At 36.4% G+C, this 16,674-nt stretch carries 17 protein-coding genes and 1 tRNA gene; 10 read left to right on the forward strand and 8 right to left on the reverse strand.

Annotation, left to right across the window (positions count from 1 at the left end; translation table 11 throughout):
* Window positions 1–277 precede the first annotated feature (277 nt).
* Genes OOZ15_RS06425 through OOZ15_RS06435 form a run of 3 tightly spaced genes read left to right on the forward strand, consistent with a single transcriptional unit; the run spans window position 278 to window position 3,169 of the window.
* Window positions 278–1,246, forward strand: a complete 969-nt coding sequence (locus OOZ15_RS06425; RefSeq protein ID WP_265955122.1) for an ABC-three component system protein — start codon at window positions 278–280, stop codon at window positions 1,244–1,246.
* On the forward strand, window positions 1,233–1,457 hold the full coding sequence (locus tag OOZ15_RS06430; protein ID WP_265955123.1) for an ABC-three component system middle component 6: 225 nt from the start codon (window positions 1,233–1,235) through the stop codon (window positions 1,455–1,457). Before OOZ15_RS06425 ends, OOZ15_RS06430 begins: the two co-directional genes overlap by 14 nt.
* Entirely contained in the window at window positions 1,448–3,169 is a 1,722-nt protein-coding gene (locus tag OOZ15_RS06435; protein WP_265955124.1) for a DUF2326 domain-containing protein, read from the forward strand. The genes OOZ15_RS06430 and OOZ15_RS06435 overlap by 10 nt, the downstream gene beginning before the upstream one ends.
* Before the next feature lie 561 nt (window positions 3,170–3,730).
* On the opposite strand, the gene OOZ15_RS06440 is transcribed toward OOZ15_RS06435, so the two are convergent.
* Complete coding sequence (locus OOZ15_RS06440; protein WP_265955125.1) at window positions 3,731–4,213, reverse strand: hypothetical protein; 483 nt, start codon at window positions 4,211–4,213, stop codon at window positions 3,731–3,733.
* Between the two features lie 313 nt (window positions 4,214–4,526).
* Here OOZ15_RS06440 and OOZ15_RS06445 point away from each other — a divergent pair, with 313 nt between their 5' ends.
* Window positions 4,527–5,234 (forward strand): hypothetical protein, encoded by a 708-nt coding sequence (locus OOZ15_RS06445; RefSeq protein ID WP_265955127.1) that lies wholly within the window; start codon window positions 4,527–4,529, stop codon window positions 5,232–5,234.
* Between the two features lie 177 nt (window positions 5,235–5,411).
* Window positions 5,412–6,233, forward strand: a complete 822-nt coding sequence (locus OOZ15_RS06450) for a hypothetical protein (protein WP_265955129.1) — start codon at window positions 5,412–5,414, stop codon at window positions 6,231–6,233.
* Window positions 6,234–6,326: 93 nt separating this feature from the next.
* Here the strand turns inward: OOZ15_RS06450 and OOZ15_RS06455 are convergent, their stop codons facing one another.
* Window positions 6,327–6,818, reverse strand: coding sequence for a DUF192 domain-containing protein (locus OOZ15_RS06455; protein ID WP_265955131.1), 492 nt, complete (start codon window positions 6,816–6,818; stop codon window positions 6,327–6,329).
* On the reverse strand, window positions 6,815–7,648 hold the full coding sequence (gene lgt, locus OOZ15_RS06460) for a prolipoprotein diacylglyceryl transferase (RefSeq protein ID WP_265955132.1): 834 nt from the start codon (window positions 7,646–7,648) through the stop codon (window positions 6,815–6,817). The genes OOZ15_RS06455 and lgt overlap by 4 nt, the downstream gene beginning before the upstream one ends.
* 191 nt (window positions 7,649–7,839) lie before the next feature.
* Between lgt and OOZ15_RS06465 the strand changes: the two genes are divergently transcribed.
* Together OOZ15_RS06465 and OOZ15_RS06470 are read left to right on the forward strand one after the other, a co-directional pair.
* Entirely contained in the window at window positions 7,840–8,013 is a 174-nt protein-coding gene (locus OOZ15_RS06465) for a hypothetical protein (RefSeq protein WP_265955134.1), read from the forward strand.
* Window positions 8,000–8,377, forward strand: a complete 378-nt coding sequence (locus tag OOZ15_RS06470) for a type II toxin-antitoxin system VapC family toxin (RefSeq protein WP_265955136.1) — start codon at window positions 8,000–8,002, stop codon at window positions 8,375–8,377. Before OOZ15_RS06465 ends, OOZ15_RS06470 begins: the two co-directional genes overlap by 14 nt.
* 54 nt (window positions 8,378–8,431) lie before the next feature.
* Here the strand turns inward: OOZ15_RS06470 and yidD are convergent, their stop codons facing one another.
* The 3 genes from yidD to folE form a co-directional block, all read right to left on the reverse strand.
* Window positions 8,432–8,656: a membrane protein insertion efficiency factor YidD gene (gene yidD / locus OOZ15_RS06475; protein WP_265955138.1), complete on the reverse strand. Its 225-nt coding sequence runs from the start codon at window positions 8,654–8,656 to the stop codon at window positions 8,432–8,434.
* A 9-nt stretch (window positions 8,657–8,665) separates the two neighbouring features.
* Window positions 8,666–10,147, reverse strand: coding sequence for a cysteine--tRNA ligase (gene cysS, locus OOZ15_RS06480; RefSeq protein WP_265955140.1), 1,482 nt, complete (start codon window positions 10,145–10,147; stop codon window positions 8,666–8,668).
* A gap of 85 nt (window positions 10,148–10,232) precedes the next feature.
* On the reverse strand, window positions 10,233–10,913 hold the full coding sequence (gene folE, locus OOZ15_RS06485; RefSeq protein WP_265955142.1) for a GTP cyclohydrolase I FolE: 681 nt from the start codon (window positions 10,911–10,913) through the stop codon (window positions 10,233–10,235).
* 596 nt (window positions 10,914–11,509) lie between these two features.
* Here folE and OOZ15_RS06490 point away from each other — a divergent pair.
* On the forward strand, window positions 11,510–11,944 hold the full coding sequence (locus tag OOZ15_RS06490) for an SRPBCC family protein (RefSeq protein WP_265955143.1): 435 nt from the start codon (window positions 11,510–11,512) through the stop codon (window positions 11,942–11,944).
* A gap of 142 nt (window positions 11,945–12,086) precedes the next feature.
* On the opposite strand, the gene OOZ15_RS06495 is transcribed toward OOZ15_RS06490, so the two are convergent.
* Together OOZ15_RS06495 and OOZ15_RS06500 are read right to left on the reverse strand one after the other, a co-directional pair.
* A complete protein-coding gene (locus OOZ15_RS06495) occupies window positions 12,087–13,610 on the reverse strand; it encodes an OmpP1/FadL family transporter (RefSeq protein WP_265955144.1) in 1,524 nt (507 codons plus the stop codon).
* Window positions 13,611–13,657: 47 nt separating this feature from the next.
* The gene (locus tag OOZ15_RS06500; RefSeq protein WP_265955145.1) at window positions 13,658–14,782 is read right to left on the reverse strand and encodes a hypothetical protein; all 1,125 of its coding nucleotides are present in this window, start codon (window positions 14,780–14,782) and stop codon (window positions 13,658–13,660) included.
* 98 nt (window positions 14,783–14,880) lie between these two features.
* Here OOZ15_RS06500 and proS point away from each other — a divergent pair, with 98 nt between their 5' ends.
* A complete protein-coding gene (proS, locus tag OOZ15_RS06505) occupies window positions 14,881–16,356 on the forward strand; it encodes a proline--tRNA ligase (protein WP_265955146.1) in 1,476 nt (491 codons plus the stop codon).
* Window positions 16,357–16,585: 229 nt separating this feature from the next.
* Window positions 16,586–16,657, forward strand: a tRNA-Glu gene (locus tag OOZ15_RS06510).
* Window positions 16,658–16,674: the final 17 nt, after the last annotated feature.

Here is a 16,674-nt window from a genome sequence, read left to right on the forward strand (position 1 = left end):
AACAAAAATTCTATCCTTGAGTAGAAAAAACATACTTTAGGAGGAAATAAATAGATACAAATACCCCATTTACGGAATCCCGTAAGGATTATTAAAATAGATTTGATTATTTCCAGAGAGAAAAAACATATAAAACCTGTGTATAGCCCGCCATATTTTTGGGATAAACAGTAAAAATATGGGGATATAAATAAGTTGTAGCTAATGCCAAAAAACAGAACTCAAAATTGAATGATAGCATAAATTAATAATTATCTTTGAAAAAACTTAAAACTGAATGAATAGAAGCAAATATTTTGAATACATAGATGAAAAAATTCATACACTTGCTCATCGAATTCAAACGAAAGGAAAATTAAATATTCTTAATCTTCACTTGCATTCAGAGAATTTCTATCTACATTTTTTCAATTTATTATATGGCTATGAACTAATTAATTTAAATAGTAGTGCTCAAAATGTTGAAGCTATTGATTTAATAGACCATAAAAACAAAATAATTTTCCAAGTATCAGCTACTTGCACTAAACAAAAAATTGAATCTACTTTATCAAAAGATATTTTTAAAAAATATAAAGACTATAACTTTAAGTTCATTTCAATTTCAATAGATGCCACAGATTTAAGAACAAAAACATTCTCAAATCCTCATTCAGTAAGCTTTGACCCAAAGAATGATATCTTCGATATAAAGACAATTTTGAATTATATTCTCACAAAGAACATAAAAAGTCAAAGAGAACTTTATGAATTCATAAAAGATGAACTTGGAGGAGAAGTTGACATAATAAAATTAGATAGCAATTTAGCAACAATAATAAATATTCTATCTCTTGAAAAATGGGATGATTCGCATATTGACGACAATTCTAATAGTTTTGAAATTGAAAGAAAAATTCAATTTAATGAACTTGATGATGCACGAGAAGTAATTGAAGAATTTTGCATCTATTATAAAAAAGTAGATGAAAAGTATACAGAATTTGATTTATTAGGTGCAAATAAAAGTAACTCAGTTCTGAATTCAATAAAAAAGGAATACAGAAAATTAAAAAAAACAGATAACAAAGATGATATCTTTTTTAACACTATAGAAAACATTAAAAATAAAGTTTTGATTAGCAGTAATCTAAACAATATACCTATTGACGAAATTGAATTGTGTATTGATATATTAGTTGTTGATGCATTTATCAGATGCAAAATATTTGAGAACCCTAAAGATTACAAATATGCTACTACCTGATAATATTCATCCAGAAAATAGCATATATTTTAATGCATCACTAGTTTTAGAAACTCTGCAAGAGTTTGATAAACTAGATATGCTTGATTTATATCATAAAGTAACTAAAAACAAAAAAATGTCATTTCCAGTTTATATTTTATGTCTAGATTGGCTATATATAATTAATGTGGCTGAATTAAATAAAGGAGAAGTAAAATTATGTTCTTAAAATCACTTCAAATAATAAATATTAAATATTCCTCTGTAATACGTGAAATTACATTTCGCAATGGTATTAACTTAATTGTAGACGAAAGTGAAGAAAGTATTACAGGCAATAACATTGGAAAAACAACTGTTTTAAAACTAATTGACTTCTGCTTTGGAGCTAACAAAAATAATGTATGGCAAGACCCAGAAAACCCAAAAGAAGTATATAATCTAGTAAAAGACTTTCTAATAGACAATGAAGTTTTAGTGGTGCTTACTTTATCAGAATCATTAACTTCAAAGGAAGAAAATGATGTGGTAATAGAACGTAATTTCCTTAGTTCAAGAAAAACAGTTATTAGAAGAATAAATCGTCAGCAATATACAGATGAAGAATTTGAAGATGTACTAAAAGAATTATTTTTCCCAAACCTAGTAGCAGAAAAACCAAGTTTTCGTCAAATCATTTCGCACAACATTCGCTACAAGGATTTAAGCATTAATAACACTTTAAAAACATTAGATAAATTTACTTCTGATGCTGAATATGAAACGTTATATCTATATCTACTAGGCTGTGAGTTTAACGAAGGAAATCAAAAACAAGAGATACTTCAACAGATAAGACAAGAAGATAATTTTAAAAAGCGTTTAGAGAAATTTCAAACTAAATCGGCATACGAAACTACACTTTCTCTTATTGAAAACGATATTGAGGAATTAAATGTCAAAAAATCCAATTTAAACTTAAACGAAAATTTTGATTCTGATTTAAATAAGTTAAATCAAATCAAATATGAAATCAACAAATTGAGTTCCGAAATAAGTAAAATAAATATTAGAAAGGAATTAATAATTGAGGCAAAAAATGATTTAGAAGCAAATAAGTCAGAAATAGACCTTCCACAACTAGAACAAATTTATAATCAAGCAACAGACATATTAGGAGAATTACAAAAATCTTTTGAAAATATGGTAAACTACCATAATCAAATGATAACAGAGAAAGCAAAATTTATCAATAATGAATTACCTAATTTAGAGCAAAAACTTGAGCAAAAAAACAAAGAACTTGACAGGTTGTTAAGTCAGGAATCAGAACTATCTAAGATTATAGCTAAGAGCGATTCATTTGAAGAATTAGAACTTTTAATTAGTGAATTAACTGAGAAATACAGAATAAAAGGAGAATATGAAAATACAATCCAACAACTGCAAGAAGTTGAGGACAATCTGAATTCTTTTAACAATGAACTAAAAGAAATTGATGAAGCATTATTTTCTGATGAATTCGAAGAAAAAGTAAAAACTCAATTAAACAAATTCAATAAATACTTCTCATCAGTATCTGAATACTTATATGACGAGAAATACGCATTGAAATATGAGAAAATAACCAATAGAAAAGGACAACGATTATATAAGTTTTCCGCTTTCAACACAAATTTTAGTTCAGGTAAAAAACAAGGTGAGATTTCTTGTTTTGATATTGCTTATATCCTTTTTGCGAGGAATGAAGAAATGCCAAGTATGGATTTTCTATTGAATGATAAAAAAGAGCTAATGCACGACAATCAATTAGTGAAAATAGCACAGTTTGTGAATGAAAATGATATTCAATTCGTTGCATCAATTTTAAAAGACAAGTTGCCTGTTGAATTAAATCATTCTGACAACTTTATATTGGAACTATCAGAAGACAACAAACTCTTCCGAATTGAAAATAATTAAAAGCACTAGCTACAACAACGTATCCTATGAAAAGCACTAGCCCAGTTCTCCAAAGTTAATATAGGGGATACCCCCTCCCCGATACCCCTCTGACCCCTTCCAAACATCTTTTTGACCATTAAAATCATTCTTAGAAGGATGAAAATCATTGTTGTTGGGCCTGTTATAGGTAGTTGTAAGGCCGGAAAAAGGTCTTTTTAAGGCTTATCCAAAAGGATATTTTTGATTTTTTAAGGGTGATACCCCTACCCGATAGGGGTAACAATGATCAAAAAGGTCATTCGAAATACCTTTTTCATGGTTATAAGAATGCTTTTAACGCTTGGAAAGGTGGCGGACAGGGTCGATAACCCTGAACAAGGTGCTCATAAATGTTATTTCTAAGCCTTTTAGGTCCTTTTTAAGGGCTTAGACCCCTACCGGGGAGGGGCAACAACTATCAATTTGATGATTGGAAACACCTTTTTGAGGCTTAAAAGGCTTAAGGGGATAACTATAAAGATACTGAGAAGCATATTTTTGATAAGAATGGGGAAACCTAAAACTTAAGCTAAACAGTCTTTATCCGTTTTCAACAGCTTCTTCTTCTGTTGAAGATTTATGGAACAATACTTTCATGTCCTGATAAACCGTACCTGCGCCCGGTTCGTTTTCTTCGGAAAGAAAGCGCACCATACGGTAAAAAGTAAGGGCATTGTTGTAGTTGTCGTGATCCAGCAGGGTTTTGGTGTCCACCAATTGCTGGGTCAGGTTTTCCAAAGCCTTTACGCGGTCTTCCACAGCGGTACGGGCTTCGTAGTCGCGGTCAAACTCTTTTTTGTCCACAAAACGCGGCACCCAGTCCGGATGGGTTTCCATGTACTTTTTGGCTTTGTTTACAATAAGTTTGTTCTGGTTGGCAATACGCCCGTACTGTCCCCGTTCTTCGGGGGTAAGGTTAACGGTCTTGTCTTTCAAAACCGCTTTGATCCCTTTTAAATGGTTGTCCAATTTGACAAGCTCTTCTTTGGTAAAGCTTACACTGATAAGATTGTCTAATGCCATAGGCTATAAGATTTAAATGATTAATAATAGCGACTAACATAGAGAAAATTATTATAATATAAAGGTTTGTACCACCTTAATTTCTATGAGTTGCAGTCAAAAATATGTTATAAACTATGTAGAAAAGCCCAATAGCACCATTTTTTTCACTAAAAGGAAAAAAGGTTATATTTGAAGGAGAAATATAATATGCCATTGTGCATATCCATCCGGTTTAGGGGGGATATGCGGTGTTACATTGGGTATATAAATAAGTTGGGCGTCAGCATAGGCGAACACCACGTAAAAAAATGAAACCAAAGAAATTAAAGATATGAAGACACTCTTTTTGACATTGATTTTTGCATTGACGACAATGCTAACTTTTGCTCAAACATCAGAGCATCTATCTTTCAAAGATGTTCCTATTGACGGAACACTTGACGAATACGTTTCTAAAATAAAAAAAAGTGGTTTTTCACACTTAGGGACAGAAGACGGTACCGCAATACTAAATGGAGATTTCGCAGGTTACAAAGACTGCTACGTTGGAGTTTCAACACTAAAACAAATGGATTTAGTTAGCAAAATCGTTGTTAAATTTCCTGAACCTAACAATTGGTCTTTTCTTTCGTCCAATTATTTTTCACTAAAGGAAATGCTAACTGAAAAATATGGCGAACCATCAGAAAATGTAGAGAAATTTGATTCATTTGAGCCGGAAGATGATCTTTCTAAAATGATTAAGGTCGGGCTAGGAGAATGTAAATATTATGCAATATACGAAACAGAAAAAGGGAGCATTAAGTTATCAATATTTGGTGATATATCGAATCATTCTGTGCTACTATCGTATTTTGACAAATTAAAAGGAGTTGACAAAAAAGATAGATTTAGAGCTTTGAAAGCATCAAATCCGTCTGACTTATCGTTAATGAATCTCTTTTTAATGTCCTTAAAAGATGAGGACTATGAAATTTGCGAAGTAGCCAACAGATTATTGAAAGAAAGAGGTCTTGAATTTAAATCAGACAAATGGTAAATGCCGAACGCCCAACATTGGCTACAAGCCATGGCTTCCCCTCGCCCACTCGGAAAATCCTGCGGATTTTCCTATGGTACGGTTCATTTTTGCTAAATTCGTCACAAAACCCTGCCTGCCGCAGGCAGGCACGCCACAGCCCACAGCCGTTAGGGAACATTTACAGAAACGAAATAAATGAGAAACTACATTTTATTGATTATTATCTTTTCATCACAACTGACATTTTCGCAGTCTATAGGAAGCTATAATATCAATATTAACAAATACGACAAAAACGCTAACATAACTCAAATTATAGAAAAAACAAGTTTTTATAATTCAGATGGAGTCAAAACGGAAATTGAGCATAAGAGCTTCAATAAATCAATGCAACTAACAAGTTTAAAGAGGTTTGATGACAAAAATAAATTGATTTGGTTAAACATCTACAAGTATGACAGCTTACAAAGGAGAGTTAGACTTGATAACAAAAGATGGATAAATATTATTGGGTATCAAACAAAACACACCGAGTACAAATACGATTCAATCAGTAATTTTGTTCAGGTAGATTATAATTCTAAAAAACAAATTTTAAACATTTCCCAATATTACTTTGACAAGGAAAAGAACTTAATCAGACTTGAAAATTTTACTGGAAATGGTGATTTAATTGGTTATGAAACCGCAACTTACGATTATGAAAATAATATAATGGTTGTTAATCAGTATAACAATCAGAACGAATTAGTTAACTCTAACAATAGAGCTATAAATCATTCTGGAGACAAAAAACAAAAGCCTTTAAATAAATATAATGAACAAGGTGATTTAATATTTTATGAAAGAAATTGGAATGACAATGATAATATTTGTTATACTATTGAGTATAAGTATGACAAAAGTGGAAATTGGATTTCTATAAAAAGATATAGCCATATAAAAACTGAAGGTGGAAAGCTGAAAAGGAAAAAAATTAAAATGGCTAAAACAAGAAAAATTAAATATAGAGAATAAAAAACGCACCCTAACAACGCCTCCTATGAAAAGCTCTGCCCGTAAATAAAATCGGTACTTGAAATTTTTACTTGTTCATCCCTTAAAACCCAATCAACTTTTATCAAAACTAATACTATCCCCAACTTTCAATCCCCATTGTTGATTTAGCCCACCGTTGACTTCCAGGACATATTGCGCCGGAAATTGGGAAGGGAGGGAGGCTTCATTCATGGGGTCGGCATTTTTTATGATGCTTACCACTTTCATATCGCTGTTGATGTAGATGATGTCCAATGAAATCTCCGTGTTTTTCATATAGAAATGGCGCGGTTTTTCATCTTCAAAAACAAAGAGCATTCCCTGATTGTCTTCCATGGAAGCACGGTACATGAGCCCGGTTTGCCGCTCATATTCATCATCGGAGATTTCGATATTGAGGTTTTGAACGACCAAAGAATCTCCTTGATAAACATTTAATTCCCCGTCTTTACTAAAGGAAATTTCTTCTGTTTTCACTTCTTTTTTGTTTCCGGTTTCACAACTGATGAGGGAAAGGCAGATGAAGACCAAGAAAAGTATTAATCTGACTATAAAATGAATCATTGTGTTTTAATTGATGATGGTGATGGTCTAAATATAAAATAGAATCCTACAAGGATAAACGGAATACTGAGCCATTGTCCTGTAGAAAGCAAGCCTAAAGCAGATTCAAATCCGCCTTGTGATTTTTTATAGAACTCTGCGATAAAACGAACGGCCCATAAAAGTATCAGGAAAACGCCGAAAATATAGCCGAGTTTGTCTTTTTTATCGGTTTTCCAATAGATAAACCATAGTGCAATAAAAACAAAGACATATCCAAAAGCTTCATAGAGTTGTGCCGGATGACGCGGGAAACTTTCTCCCAATTGTTTGAAAATAACGCCATAATCAGAATTTGTGGGTTTTCCTATGATTTCTGAGTTGAAGAAATTTCCCAAACGTACAAACACACCGCCAATGGTGATAGGGAGTACGATTCTGTCCAGAATCCACAGGATAGGTTTTTTGATCACTTTTTTACTATACAGATACATCGCAATAATGATTCCGATGGCCGCACCGTGACTGGCAAGCCCTCTAAAGCCTGTGAGTCTGAATTTCGGACTGAACTCAAAAGGCAGAAAGATGCTCAATGGGTCTTCCAGAAAAACATGAGGCTCGTAAAAGATAAAATGTCCGAGTCGGGCTCCGATCAAAGTTGCGAGTACAGTGTATATAAAAAGGGAGTCCAAGGCTTCATTGGATTGTCCTTCGTTTTTGTATATTTTTTTCATGATGAACCAACCCAGCAAAAAAGCGACGACGAACATCAGGCTATAATAACGCAGTTGGAAAAAGCCTAAATCTAAAAAGACCCCATCCGGATCCCAGGTAATACTCAAAAAGTGCATGTTTTGTTTATTTATCAGGTAAATATAGCCAATTGCGTTATTCTGCTAAAGATAATTTTGTGTTAAATGATAAAAGGTTGAAGTGTAAAGGAATAATGGATGAGGGAAGGTGTTTTTTTGAAAGAAGGATAAACTTATTTTATAAATAAACCGTAAATTAGCATGTAGTGTCAAAACCTAAACAGGATATTATGGTAACAACATTAAAACAAGGAGCAACAAAAAAAAGTATTAAAAGCATTCTGGAGGAATTAACCAAAGGGTTAAAGCCTAGAGGTGTTAAAGTATATGATTACTGCGGAAAGATAAGTTTAAAAAAAGATGCTTTAGCTATACAAAAAGAGCTCCGTAATGAATGGGAATAAACTGTTTTTAGATACTAATATAATTCTGTATCTGCTGAATGGGGATGAGACATTGGCAGAGTTGCTCAATGATAAACAATTATATATCTCCGTTATTACGGAACTTGAGCTTTTGGCTTTTAAAGGAATTACAAAGAAGGAAGAAAAAATTATTATTGATTTTATAGATCAATGTAAAAGAATAAATATAAATACTGCTATTAAGCAGGAAACCATAAGAATAAGAAAGGCATATAATTTAAAACTCCCGGATAGTATTATAGTTGCTACAGCCTTGTATTTGGGGTTGCCTTTGATTACTTCAGACATTGAATTTAAAAAAGTTGAAGAATTAGTAATGGTACAATATGATATTGAACTCTAAACTCAGAACTTTGAATTTTAAACCTTGAACCTTAAATCTTAAACTTTTTAACTATCAAGGCACCGGATCATAACCACTACCTCCCCATGGATTGCAACTCACAATCCTTTTTACAGCCAACCATCCACCTTTGAATAGACCGTGTTTTTTTAAAGCCTCTACCGTGTATTGAGAACAGGTAGGGGAGTATCTGCACGTAGCCGGAGTTATGGGCGATATAACGGTTTGATACACGCGTACCAAAAAGATAAAAGGCGCTATGAGTATTTTTTTAAACAAATGTTTTATTTACTGCAAACTAAAAGTCGTTCCGTCTTTTCCATCTTTGAGCTGTACACCCAATTCCGCCAGTTGATCTCTAATTTTATCAGAAGTGGCAAAATCTTTATTGGCCCTTGCTTCAGCACGCAATTTGATAAGCAATTCCACTGTTCCTGTAAGTTTATCTGATGAACTGTCTTGAACATTTCTTTCGTCTTGCAAACCGAGTACGTCAAAAATAAAATCGCTTAAACTTGTTTTGAGTTCGCTGAGGTCGTTGGCAGTGATCGTTGCTTTTTCTTCTTTAATCAGATTGATCTGCTTAACGGCTTCAAACAAATTCGCAATAAGAATCGGACTGTTGAAATCGTCGTTCATGGCGTTGTAGCAGTCTTGCTTCCATGTTTTGATATCAAAGCTTGTGGAATTACCTGTCTTTAGATCACCCAATAGGTGATAGGCATCCATCAAGCGGTTAAATCCTTTTTCAGAAGCCAATAACGCATCGTTACTAAAATCCAAAATGCTGCGGTAATGCGCCTGTAACATAAAGAATCGCGTCACTGAAGGCGTAAAAGGCTTGCTTAGGGTATCGTTATTTCCGGTGAATATTTCATGTGGTAAAATATTGTTTCCGGTCGATTTCGCCATTTTTTTACCGTTCAGCGTCAATAAATTGGCATGTAGCCAGTAATTAACAGGTGAAGTGTTTGTTGAAGCCTCTGCCTGTGCTATTTCACATTCGTGGTGTGGGAATTTCAGGTCCATTCCGCCACCGTGAATATCAAAGTGATCGCCCAGATATTTGGTGCTCATGGCAGTACATTCCAAGTGCCAACCCGGAAAACCGTCGCTCCATGGCGAAGGCCAGCGCATAATATGCTGTGGTTCGGCTTTTTTCCAAAGGGCGAAATCCTGCGGATTTTTCTTTTCTGATTGTCCGGCTGTTTCGCGGGTATTGTGGATAAGATCTTCGACTTTACGTTTACTTAATTTGCCGTATTCGTGTGTTTCGTTGAATTTAAGGACATCAAAATAAACCGATCCGTTCACGACATAGGCGAAACCTTTTTCAATAATCTCATTAATAATTTCTATCTGCTCGATAATGTGTCCGGTTGCCGTAGGTTCAATACTTGGCGGCAGGTTGTTGAACTTGTTCAAAGTATTGTGGAAATCAACGGTATAACGCTGCACTACTTCCATGGGTTCAATCTGTTCCAAGCGTGCTTTTTTAGCGATACGGTCTTCACCCTGGTCGGCATCGTTTTCCAAATGCCCGGCATCGGTGATGTTACGCACATAGCGCACTTTGTACCCCAAATGCTTTAGGTAACGAAAGACCAGATCAAAAGAAATAAAGGTTCGGCAATTACCCAAATGAACATTGCTATAAACCGTAGGACCGCATACATACATGCCTACATAGCCTTCGGTAATGGGGGTGAATACTTCTTTTTCTCCGCTAAGCGAATTGTAAATCTTAAGTTCCTGATCTTTAAACAGCATTTATAATGAGGTGTTTTTTCAAAAAAAATGAGTGATAACGGTAAAAATAATTATTACAGATGAACTAATTGTCAAGATTTTGATATTAAAAGGTGGTATCCAGTTTTATGTAGTCCAAAAATTCCCGACGGACGGCTTGATCTTTGAATTTACCACCAAATTCTGAAGTCACCGTGCTACTTTCAATATCCCTGATACCGCGGGAGTTGACGCAAAGGTGTTTGGCGTCGATCACACAGGCAACGTCTTTGGTGCCCAATACTTTTTGAAGCTCTTGAACCACTTGCATGGTCATACGTTCTTGTACTTGCGGCCTTTTGGCAAAATAATCCACAATTCGATTCATTTTGGAGAGTCCCACCACATTTCCGTTGGAAATATAGGCGATATGGGCTCTTCCTACAATGGGAAGCAAATGGTGTTCGCAGGTAGAATAAACAGTAATGTTCTTTTCGACCAGCATTTCACCGTACTTGTATTTGTTTGAAAATGTAGAGGCTTTTGGCTTTCTGTCGGGGTGTAAGCCGGAAAAAATCTCTTTTACAAACATTTTAGCCACCCTCTTTGGAGTCCCCCTCAGGCTATCATCGGTCAAGTCCAAACCAAGCGTCTCCATAATGTTGTACACCTGAGTTTGAATTTGCTCTATTTTTTCATCATCAGAAATGTCAAAAGCATCATCGCGCATTGGAGTTTCCGCGGCAGAAGATGCGTGGTCATTCCCAATCTCTTCAAAATGCTCTTCTAAAGTGTTATCTATTTTCATTTGCTTATTTTCATTTGCTTTAAACGTCTAAAAACCTTGGTTGTGGACGTTTTATCCCTCTAAGTTATAATTTTAATGGCGGAAAACCATATCTTAATCCTTTAGCGTATATAATACCAAAAGAAAATGCCGTCATTAAAAAAATTGACAGCAAAGATACATATTTATAGCCTATTACCGTTACTGACTAAGTGAGATTTTAATACTCTGAAGCAGCTCCGATGTATCGAGGGATAAGACCTACTTAGTGGAATTGTAAATTGTATCTCCGTTCTCATTAGTAGTAATTTCTACCGGGAACTTTCAAATTTTTAACAGGCTTTTTCTTAAAATAAGGGGATTGGCTGGTGATTTGGATGAATTGAGGCGGTATTTTTATCAGAAAAATAAAACCCTAAGCTGATATCGAGTGTGTTATTCTGAAGGACATCCTATATTTCCTACATAGTTAAGGGGGACTACGGACTCCCCTCCTTTGGATTTATCCTGATCATAGCATCAGGAGGGGTTACCTGCCTTCCGGTAGGCAGGGGGGAGGGTTTTGGGGAGGACTTTTTAGCTGATAAGTTAAATTTGAAAACAAAATTTTTAAATAGATGAAAGATCAGACAATTATTGTAGAGACTACTGTTGATGCCGATGTAAAAACGGTTTGGAGTGCTTTGACGAATCCTGAAAAAATGAAGGCATGGTATTTTGTGGTCAACAATTTTGAATTGAAGCATGGAAACGAATTTTATTTTTACGAACCCGGCGGAACCAATTTCAAACATGTGTGTAAAATATTGGAAATTATTCCGGAAGAACGCCTGCGCCATACGTGGAGCTACCCGGAATTATCCAAAGGGATCTCAGTGTTGAACTGGCAACTGCGTCCACACGGTAAAAAAACAAAGTTAAAACTAAAGCATAGCGGCATCGAGAATCTTGCCGACGGCGGAAGTGATTTTTCAAGGGAAAATTTCATTGCCGGATGGGAAGAAATACTAAAAAAGAACTTAAAAGATTTTCTTTTTTGGGAAAAGGGGTAGCTGAAGGAAAGGGGGTGAAAAGTAATGAAAATTGAATGTTGTCAGTTCGAGCGCAGTCGAGAACTAAACAATCTTTGCGAGTCAAACAAAATAAGTTTCGACTGCGCTCAACCTGACAAAAAATGGTCTTTTGGATGCTGTCTTATAAATTAAACGTAAGCGATAAAGTCACGTTTGTATTTTTACTATCTACGGCAGCGGTAGAAACCAATCCTGTGTCATACAACTGCGGATTGTAATCGCGTTGCGCCTGACTGAATCCGAGGTCGAGTTTGGTGGAACCAAAACTGTATCCCGCTCCTAAGGAATACCCGTTCAGGTCGCCTATGGTTGTTTCATTTTCATACGGACTTCCTTCAAAGCGATAACCGGCTCTTAAGCTCAATCTATTGATCTTCCATTCACCTCCAAGTCGCATTGTGGAAACTGCTTTGAATTCATTTTCAATTTCCTGATTTTCTTGAGCAAAAAACTCGTCAGAAGTGGGTTTTAATTTGGCATTCGACATGTCTTGATATCCGTAATCAAAGCTCAGTAAGCCATTTTGCCCAAAAACAAGAGCCATACTTCCGGTTATTTTTCCCGGAATCTGTATTTTGTAATCGGGGAATACCATCACCGTATTTGGTGCTACTTCTGCAAAGCTGGTTTCGGCATCGTCCGGATTGGCATAATAATCGGTATTGATACTTTGTGTGAGTTCGTCGGTCATATTATACCATGTTGGCGATTCATAACTCAAACCTACACGAACCATATCATTGAGTTTGGCAATTCCCCCGATATTGAACGAAAATCCATTTCCGTAGGTAAAGAGGTCGTTGTCGAATTGAACATATTGCAAGTTCGAATTTTCATCATAACCATATTCATCAAATTGGGTAATCTTTCTGCGTTCGATACCGTGGATATTCAATCCCATTCCCATATAGAAATTTTCGGTGTATTGCGAAGCAAAATTCATGGTGAATTTGCTGTCATAACCGGAAGTGATAACCAATTGTTCTTGCCCGATGGCGTTGGTGTAACTCCCATTGGAAACATAGGAGCTACCTCCTTCAGTAGTAGGGTTTATCACAAAAGTTTGATACCCCAAAAAACCTTGTTGGGCGTTGTAGCCCAAATCCTGACCGATGTTGATGTAGGCATCGGTTAATGACTCTCCTTCCAAAGTCTGGAGGTCGCTTTCAGGAAAACCATCAGCATTGTTTATAAAATACTGGGCAATAGAAGTGTTTCCATCACCTACAGCAAAATATTCGTTTTCAAAATTGTTGTTGAGTTCGTAGTTAAAAGCCATGGTGAACTTTTTCCACAGAGAATTTTGTGCGCTATTTTTAAAAACAAGCGCTCCCCCAAGCTGATTGAATTTCAATTTTGAAAGATCAGATTCACTGGTTCCATTGAAATATTGGGTGCTGTTATCGGTGTGGTAATTGGTTGCCGAAAGTGTGATCAAGGTGTTGTTGAACACTGCCGAACCGGCCGGATTGATATTGATGGCAGACATATCACCACCCAAAGCACCAAATGCTCCGCTCATACTTTGATATCGGGCCGTTCCGTTAAGATTGTTTGTGCTGTATGCAGCCACATCATTTTTGGTTTGCGCAAAACTTCCCACTGTGGCGAGAGCCGCCACGATATATAAAAATTGCTTTTTCATTTTGATTAAATGCTTATATTGTTATGAAATTTTGTTATAACAAATTATCATCCGCCTCTTCTGCCACCGCCGCTACGTGAACGCGTACCTCCGCTAGAAGATCTGGTAGAGCCGCTGGAAGACCTTGTTGTGGTTCCCTTGCTTCTGGTTGAAGAAGATCGGGAATATGTACTAGGACTACGTCTTGTTGAATTAGATTTTGAGTAAGTTGAATTACTTCTTCTGGTACTCGATGATCTTGAATATGTCGAGTTGGAATTTCTTCTCGTAGTAGTTGTTTCCCGGGAATAACCGGATGACCTCCTCGTGCGACTGTCTACACCAACTCTTGAACTGTTGGAATATCCCCTTCGGGTAACAGTACTTCGACCTCTGGTTTGTCCGGTAGCTGTAGTAGCTCGTGAATACCCTCTGGAGGTTCTGCCTACAGTATTGCTCCTTCGTGCTATTCGTTCGTTTCTGTCAGCAATAGCAGCTGTATTTCTTCCATAATATCCTCTTCGTGAGGTGGTGTATGCATAGTTGCGATTTCTATAACGGTGTCCGTAATAAGGGTAATACCCATATCCGTAGCCATACCAACCGGATCTATAATGCCATGGGTTGTAGTAGCTCCATCCCCATCCGTGTCCGTACCAGCCACCATAACCGTAGCCATAACCATACCATCCGCCGTAATAAGGGCTCCAATAAGGGTCATACCAACCGCCATAACCCCATCCGTAACCACCGTAGCCCCAACCACTGTTGTAGACATTTACAATAGTTCGGTCCGGATTTTCACCCCATCCGGGATATCCTTGGTCGTAATCGAGAACATTATAATTTTGGGATACATCAGTGCTGTCTGCCGATGTACTTGAATAGTCTTCAACATCGGTAAAAATTTCATTCTCTTCTTGATATTGGATAGCTTTATCCAACATTTTGGCCCTGTTGCCAAAATAACCCTCATAATCGGTTATAACGACATTGGCCGGAGCGGCCTCTTCCTCAGTTTCAGTATTGGGTTCTTGAGTATCTTCATAATAAGCAATATCATCACTATATATTCCATCATTATCATAATAGGAAGCTTCCTGAAAAGAACCACAGGAGGCCACAAGAATTCCAATGATTAAAACAAGTCCAGAGACTTTAAATCTTGTAAGAAAGTATTGTGTTTTCATCATTGTAAAATTTTATTGTTGAACATAGCAAAAATAGTTAGTTTTGTCAAACTATTTTTTACATTTAACTAAGGTACAAGATTTGTGCCAAACTACACGGAATGAGCAAAAAATTAACGAAGCGAAGCGAAGATTATTCAAAATGGTATAACGAGCTGGTTGTTAGGGCCGATCTTGCTGAAAATTCAGCTGTTAGAGGTTGTATGGTTATCAAACCGTATGGGTATGCAATTTGGGAAAAAATGCAGGCTGAATTGGACAGAATGTTTAAAGAGACCGGTCATCAAAATGCATATTTTCCATTGTTTATACCAAAATCATATTTGAGTAGGGAAGCCGATCACGTTGAGGGTTTTGCCAAAGAATGTGCCGTGGTGACCCACTACAGATTGAAAAATGCTGAAGATGGTAGTGGGATAGTGGTCGATCCGGATGCCAAACTTGAAGAGGAACTTATCGTAAGACCTACTTCAGAAACTATTATTTGGGATACTTATAAAAAATGGGTGCAGTCTTATCGGGATCTTCCTATTTTGGTCAACCAATGGGCCAATGTTGTGCGTTGGGAAATGCGAACCCGATTGTTTTTACGTACTGCCGAATTTTTATGGCAGGAGGGACATACTGCTCACGAAACCAAAGAAGAGGCTGTTGCTGAAGCTGAGCAAATGATGAATGTGTATGCCGATTTTGCTGAAAATTTTATGGCAGTACCCGTAGTAAAAGGAACCAAAACCGATAGCGAGCGTTTTGCCGGAGCCTTGGAAACCTATTGCATCGAAGCTTTAATGCAAGATGGAAAAGCGTTACAGGCTGGGACTTCACACTTTTTAGGGCAGAATTTTGCCAAGGCGTTTGATGTGAAATTTGCCAATAAAGAAGGAAAACAAGATTATGTTTGGGCGACTTCCTGGGGTGTTTCTACTCGTTTGATGGGAGCGCTGATCATGACACATAGCGATGATAATGGCTTGGTATTACCGCCTAAGCTGGCGCCAATTCAGGTGGTGATCGTTCCTATTTATAAAGGACAAGAGCAATTGGACGCCATTAGTGAGCGTGTAGGGCCTCTGTTGAAAACATTACGGACAAAAGGGATAAGTGTTAAGTTTGACAATCGTGATACCTATAAACCGGGTTGGAAGTTCAATGAATATGAATTGAAAGGAGTGCCTGTACGCCTTGCGATTGGAATGCGGGATATGGAGAACAATACTTTTGAAGTAGCCAGAAGAGATACTTTGTCTAAAGAAGTGGTTCCGACAGATGATGTTGTAGAGAAGATCGAAACACTTTTGGAAGAGATCCAAAACAACGTTTATCAAAAGGCCTTGGATTACAGAGAGGCTCATATCACTAAGGTGGATACTTTTGAAGCGTTTAAAGAGTTGTTGGAGTCCAAAGGCGGATTCTTGTCGGCTCACTGGGATGGGACAGCAGAAACAGAAGAAAAAATCAAGGAATTGACTAAAGCCACGATACGTTGTATTCCTTTGGAAGCTGAAGAAGAAAAAGGGGTTTGTATCTATTCAGGAAAGCCTTCAGAAGGCAGGGTACTCTTTGCAAAAGCTTATTGATATTTCCTTAATTGGCTAAAAAATTGTTCTTTTGAGCCCGCTTTTTATTTTTCCATAGCGTTGCTATGTAACTCAAAAAAAGCCTTCAATCAGACTCAAAATAGCTAATTCTCGCTTCAATTAAAAAAGTTTAAATGAGTTCGATTTTAAAAAATTAAAAAAAAGTATTCAACGTATTGCATGATTTAAAAATAGTTGTATTTTTGCATCCGCAATTGAGAAAAAAAATGGTCCGTTCGTCTAGGGGTTAGGACGCCAGGTTTTCATCCTGGTAACAGGGGTTCGATTCCCCTACGGACTACTAAAGAAGTTTAGTTC

It is taken from the genome of Galbibacter kalidii, from assembly GCF_026241135.1.
Taxonomy (GTDB): Bacteria; Bacteroidota; Bacteroidia; order Flavobacteriales; family Flavobacteriaceae; genus Galbibacter.

Coding starts and splice junctions, on each gene's coding strand:
- OOZ15_RS06445 (WP_265955127.1), top strand. CDS start 4,527: ATGAAGACACTCTTTTTGACATTGATTTTTGCATTGACGACAATGCTA.
- OOZ15_RS06465 (WP_265955134.1), top strand. CDS start 7,840: ATGGTAACAACATTAAAACAAGGAGCAACAAAAAAAAGTATTAAAAGC.
- proS (WP_265955146.1), top strand. CDS start 14,881: ATGAGCAAAAAATTAACGAAGCGAAGCGAAGATTATTCAAAATGGTAT.
- OOZ15_RS06500 (WP_265955145.1), bottom strand. CDS start 14,782: ATGATGAAAACACAATACTTTCTTACAAGATTTAAAGTCTCTGGACTT.
- OOZ15_RS06435 (WP_265955124.1), top strand. CDS start 1,448: ATGTTCTTAAAATCACTTCAAATAATAAATATTAAATATTCCTCTGTA.
- OOZ15_RS06455 (WP_265955131.1), bottom strand. CDS start 6,818: ATGATTCATTTTATAGTCAGATTAATACTTTTCTTGGTCTTCATCTGC.
- OOZ15_RS06430 (WP_265955123.1), top strand. CDS start 1,233: ATGCTACTACCTGATAATATTCATCCAGAAAATAGCATATATTTTAAT.
- OOZ15_RS06495 (WP_265955144.1), bottom strand. CDS start 13,610: ATGAAAAAGCAATTTTTATATATCGTGGCGGCTCTCGCCACAGTGGGA.
- OOZ15_RS06425 (WP_265955122.1), top strand. CDS start 278: ATGAATAGAAGCAAATATTTTGAATACATAGATGAAAAAATTCATACA.
- OOZ15_RS06490 (WP_265955143.1), top strand. CDS start 11,510: ATGAAAGATCAGACAATTATTGTAGAGACTACTGTTGATGCCGATGTA.
- cysS (WP_265955140.1), bottom strand. CDS start 10,147: ATGCTGTTTAAAGATCAGGAACTTAAGATTTACAATTCGCTTAGCGGA.
- OOZ15_RS06440 (WP_265955125.1), bottom strand. CDS start 4,213: ATGGCATTAGACAATCTTATCAGTGTAAGCTTTACCAAAGAAGAGCTT.
- OOZ15_RS06470 (WP_265955136.1), top strand. CDS start 8,000: ATGAATGGGAATAAACTGTTTTTAGATACTAATATAATTCTGTATCTG.
- OOZ15_RS06450 (WP_265955129.1), top strand. CDS start 5,412: ATGAGAAACTACATTTTATTGATTATTATCTTTTCATCACAACTGACA.
- folE (WP_265955142.1), bottom strand. CDS start 10,913: ATGAAAATAGATAACACTTTAGAAGAGCATTTTGAAGAGATTGGGAAT.
- lgt (WP_265955132.1), bottom strand. CDS start 7,648: ATGCACTTTTTGAGTATTACCTGGGATCCGGATGGGGTCTTTTTAGAT.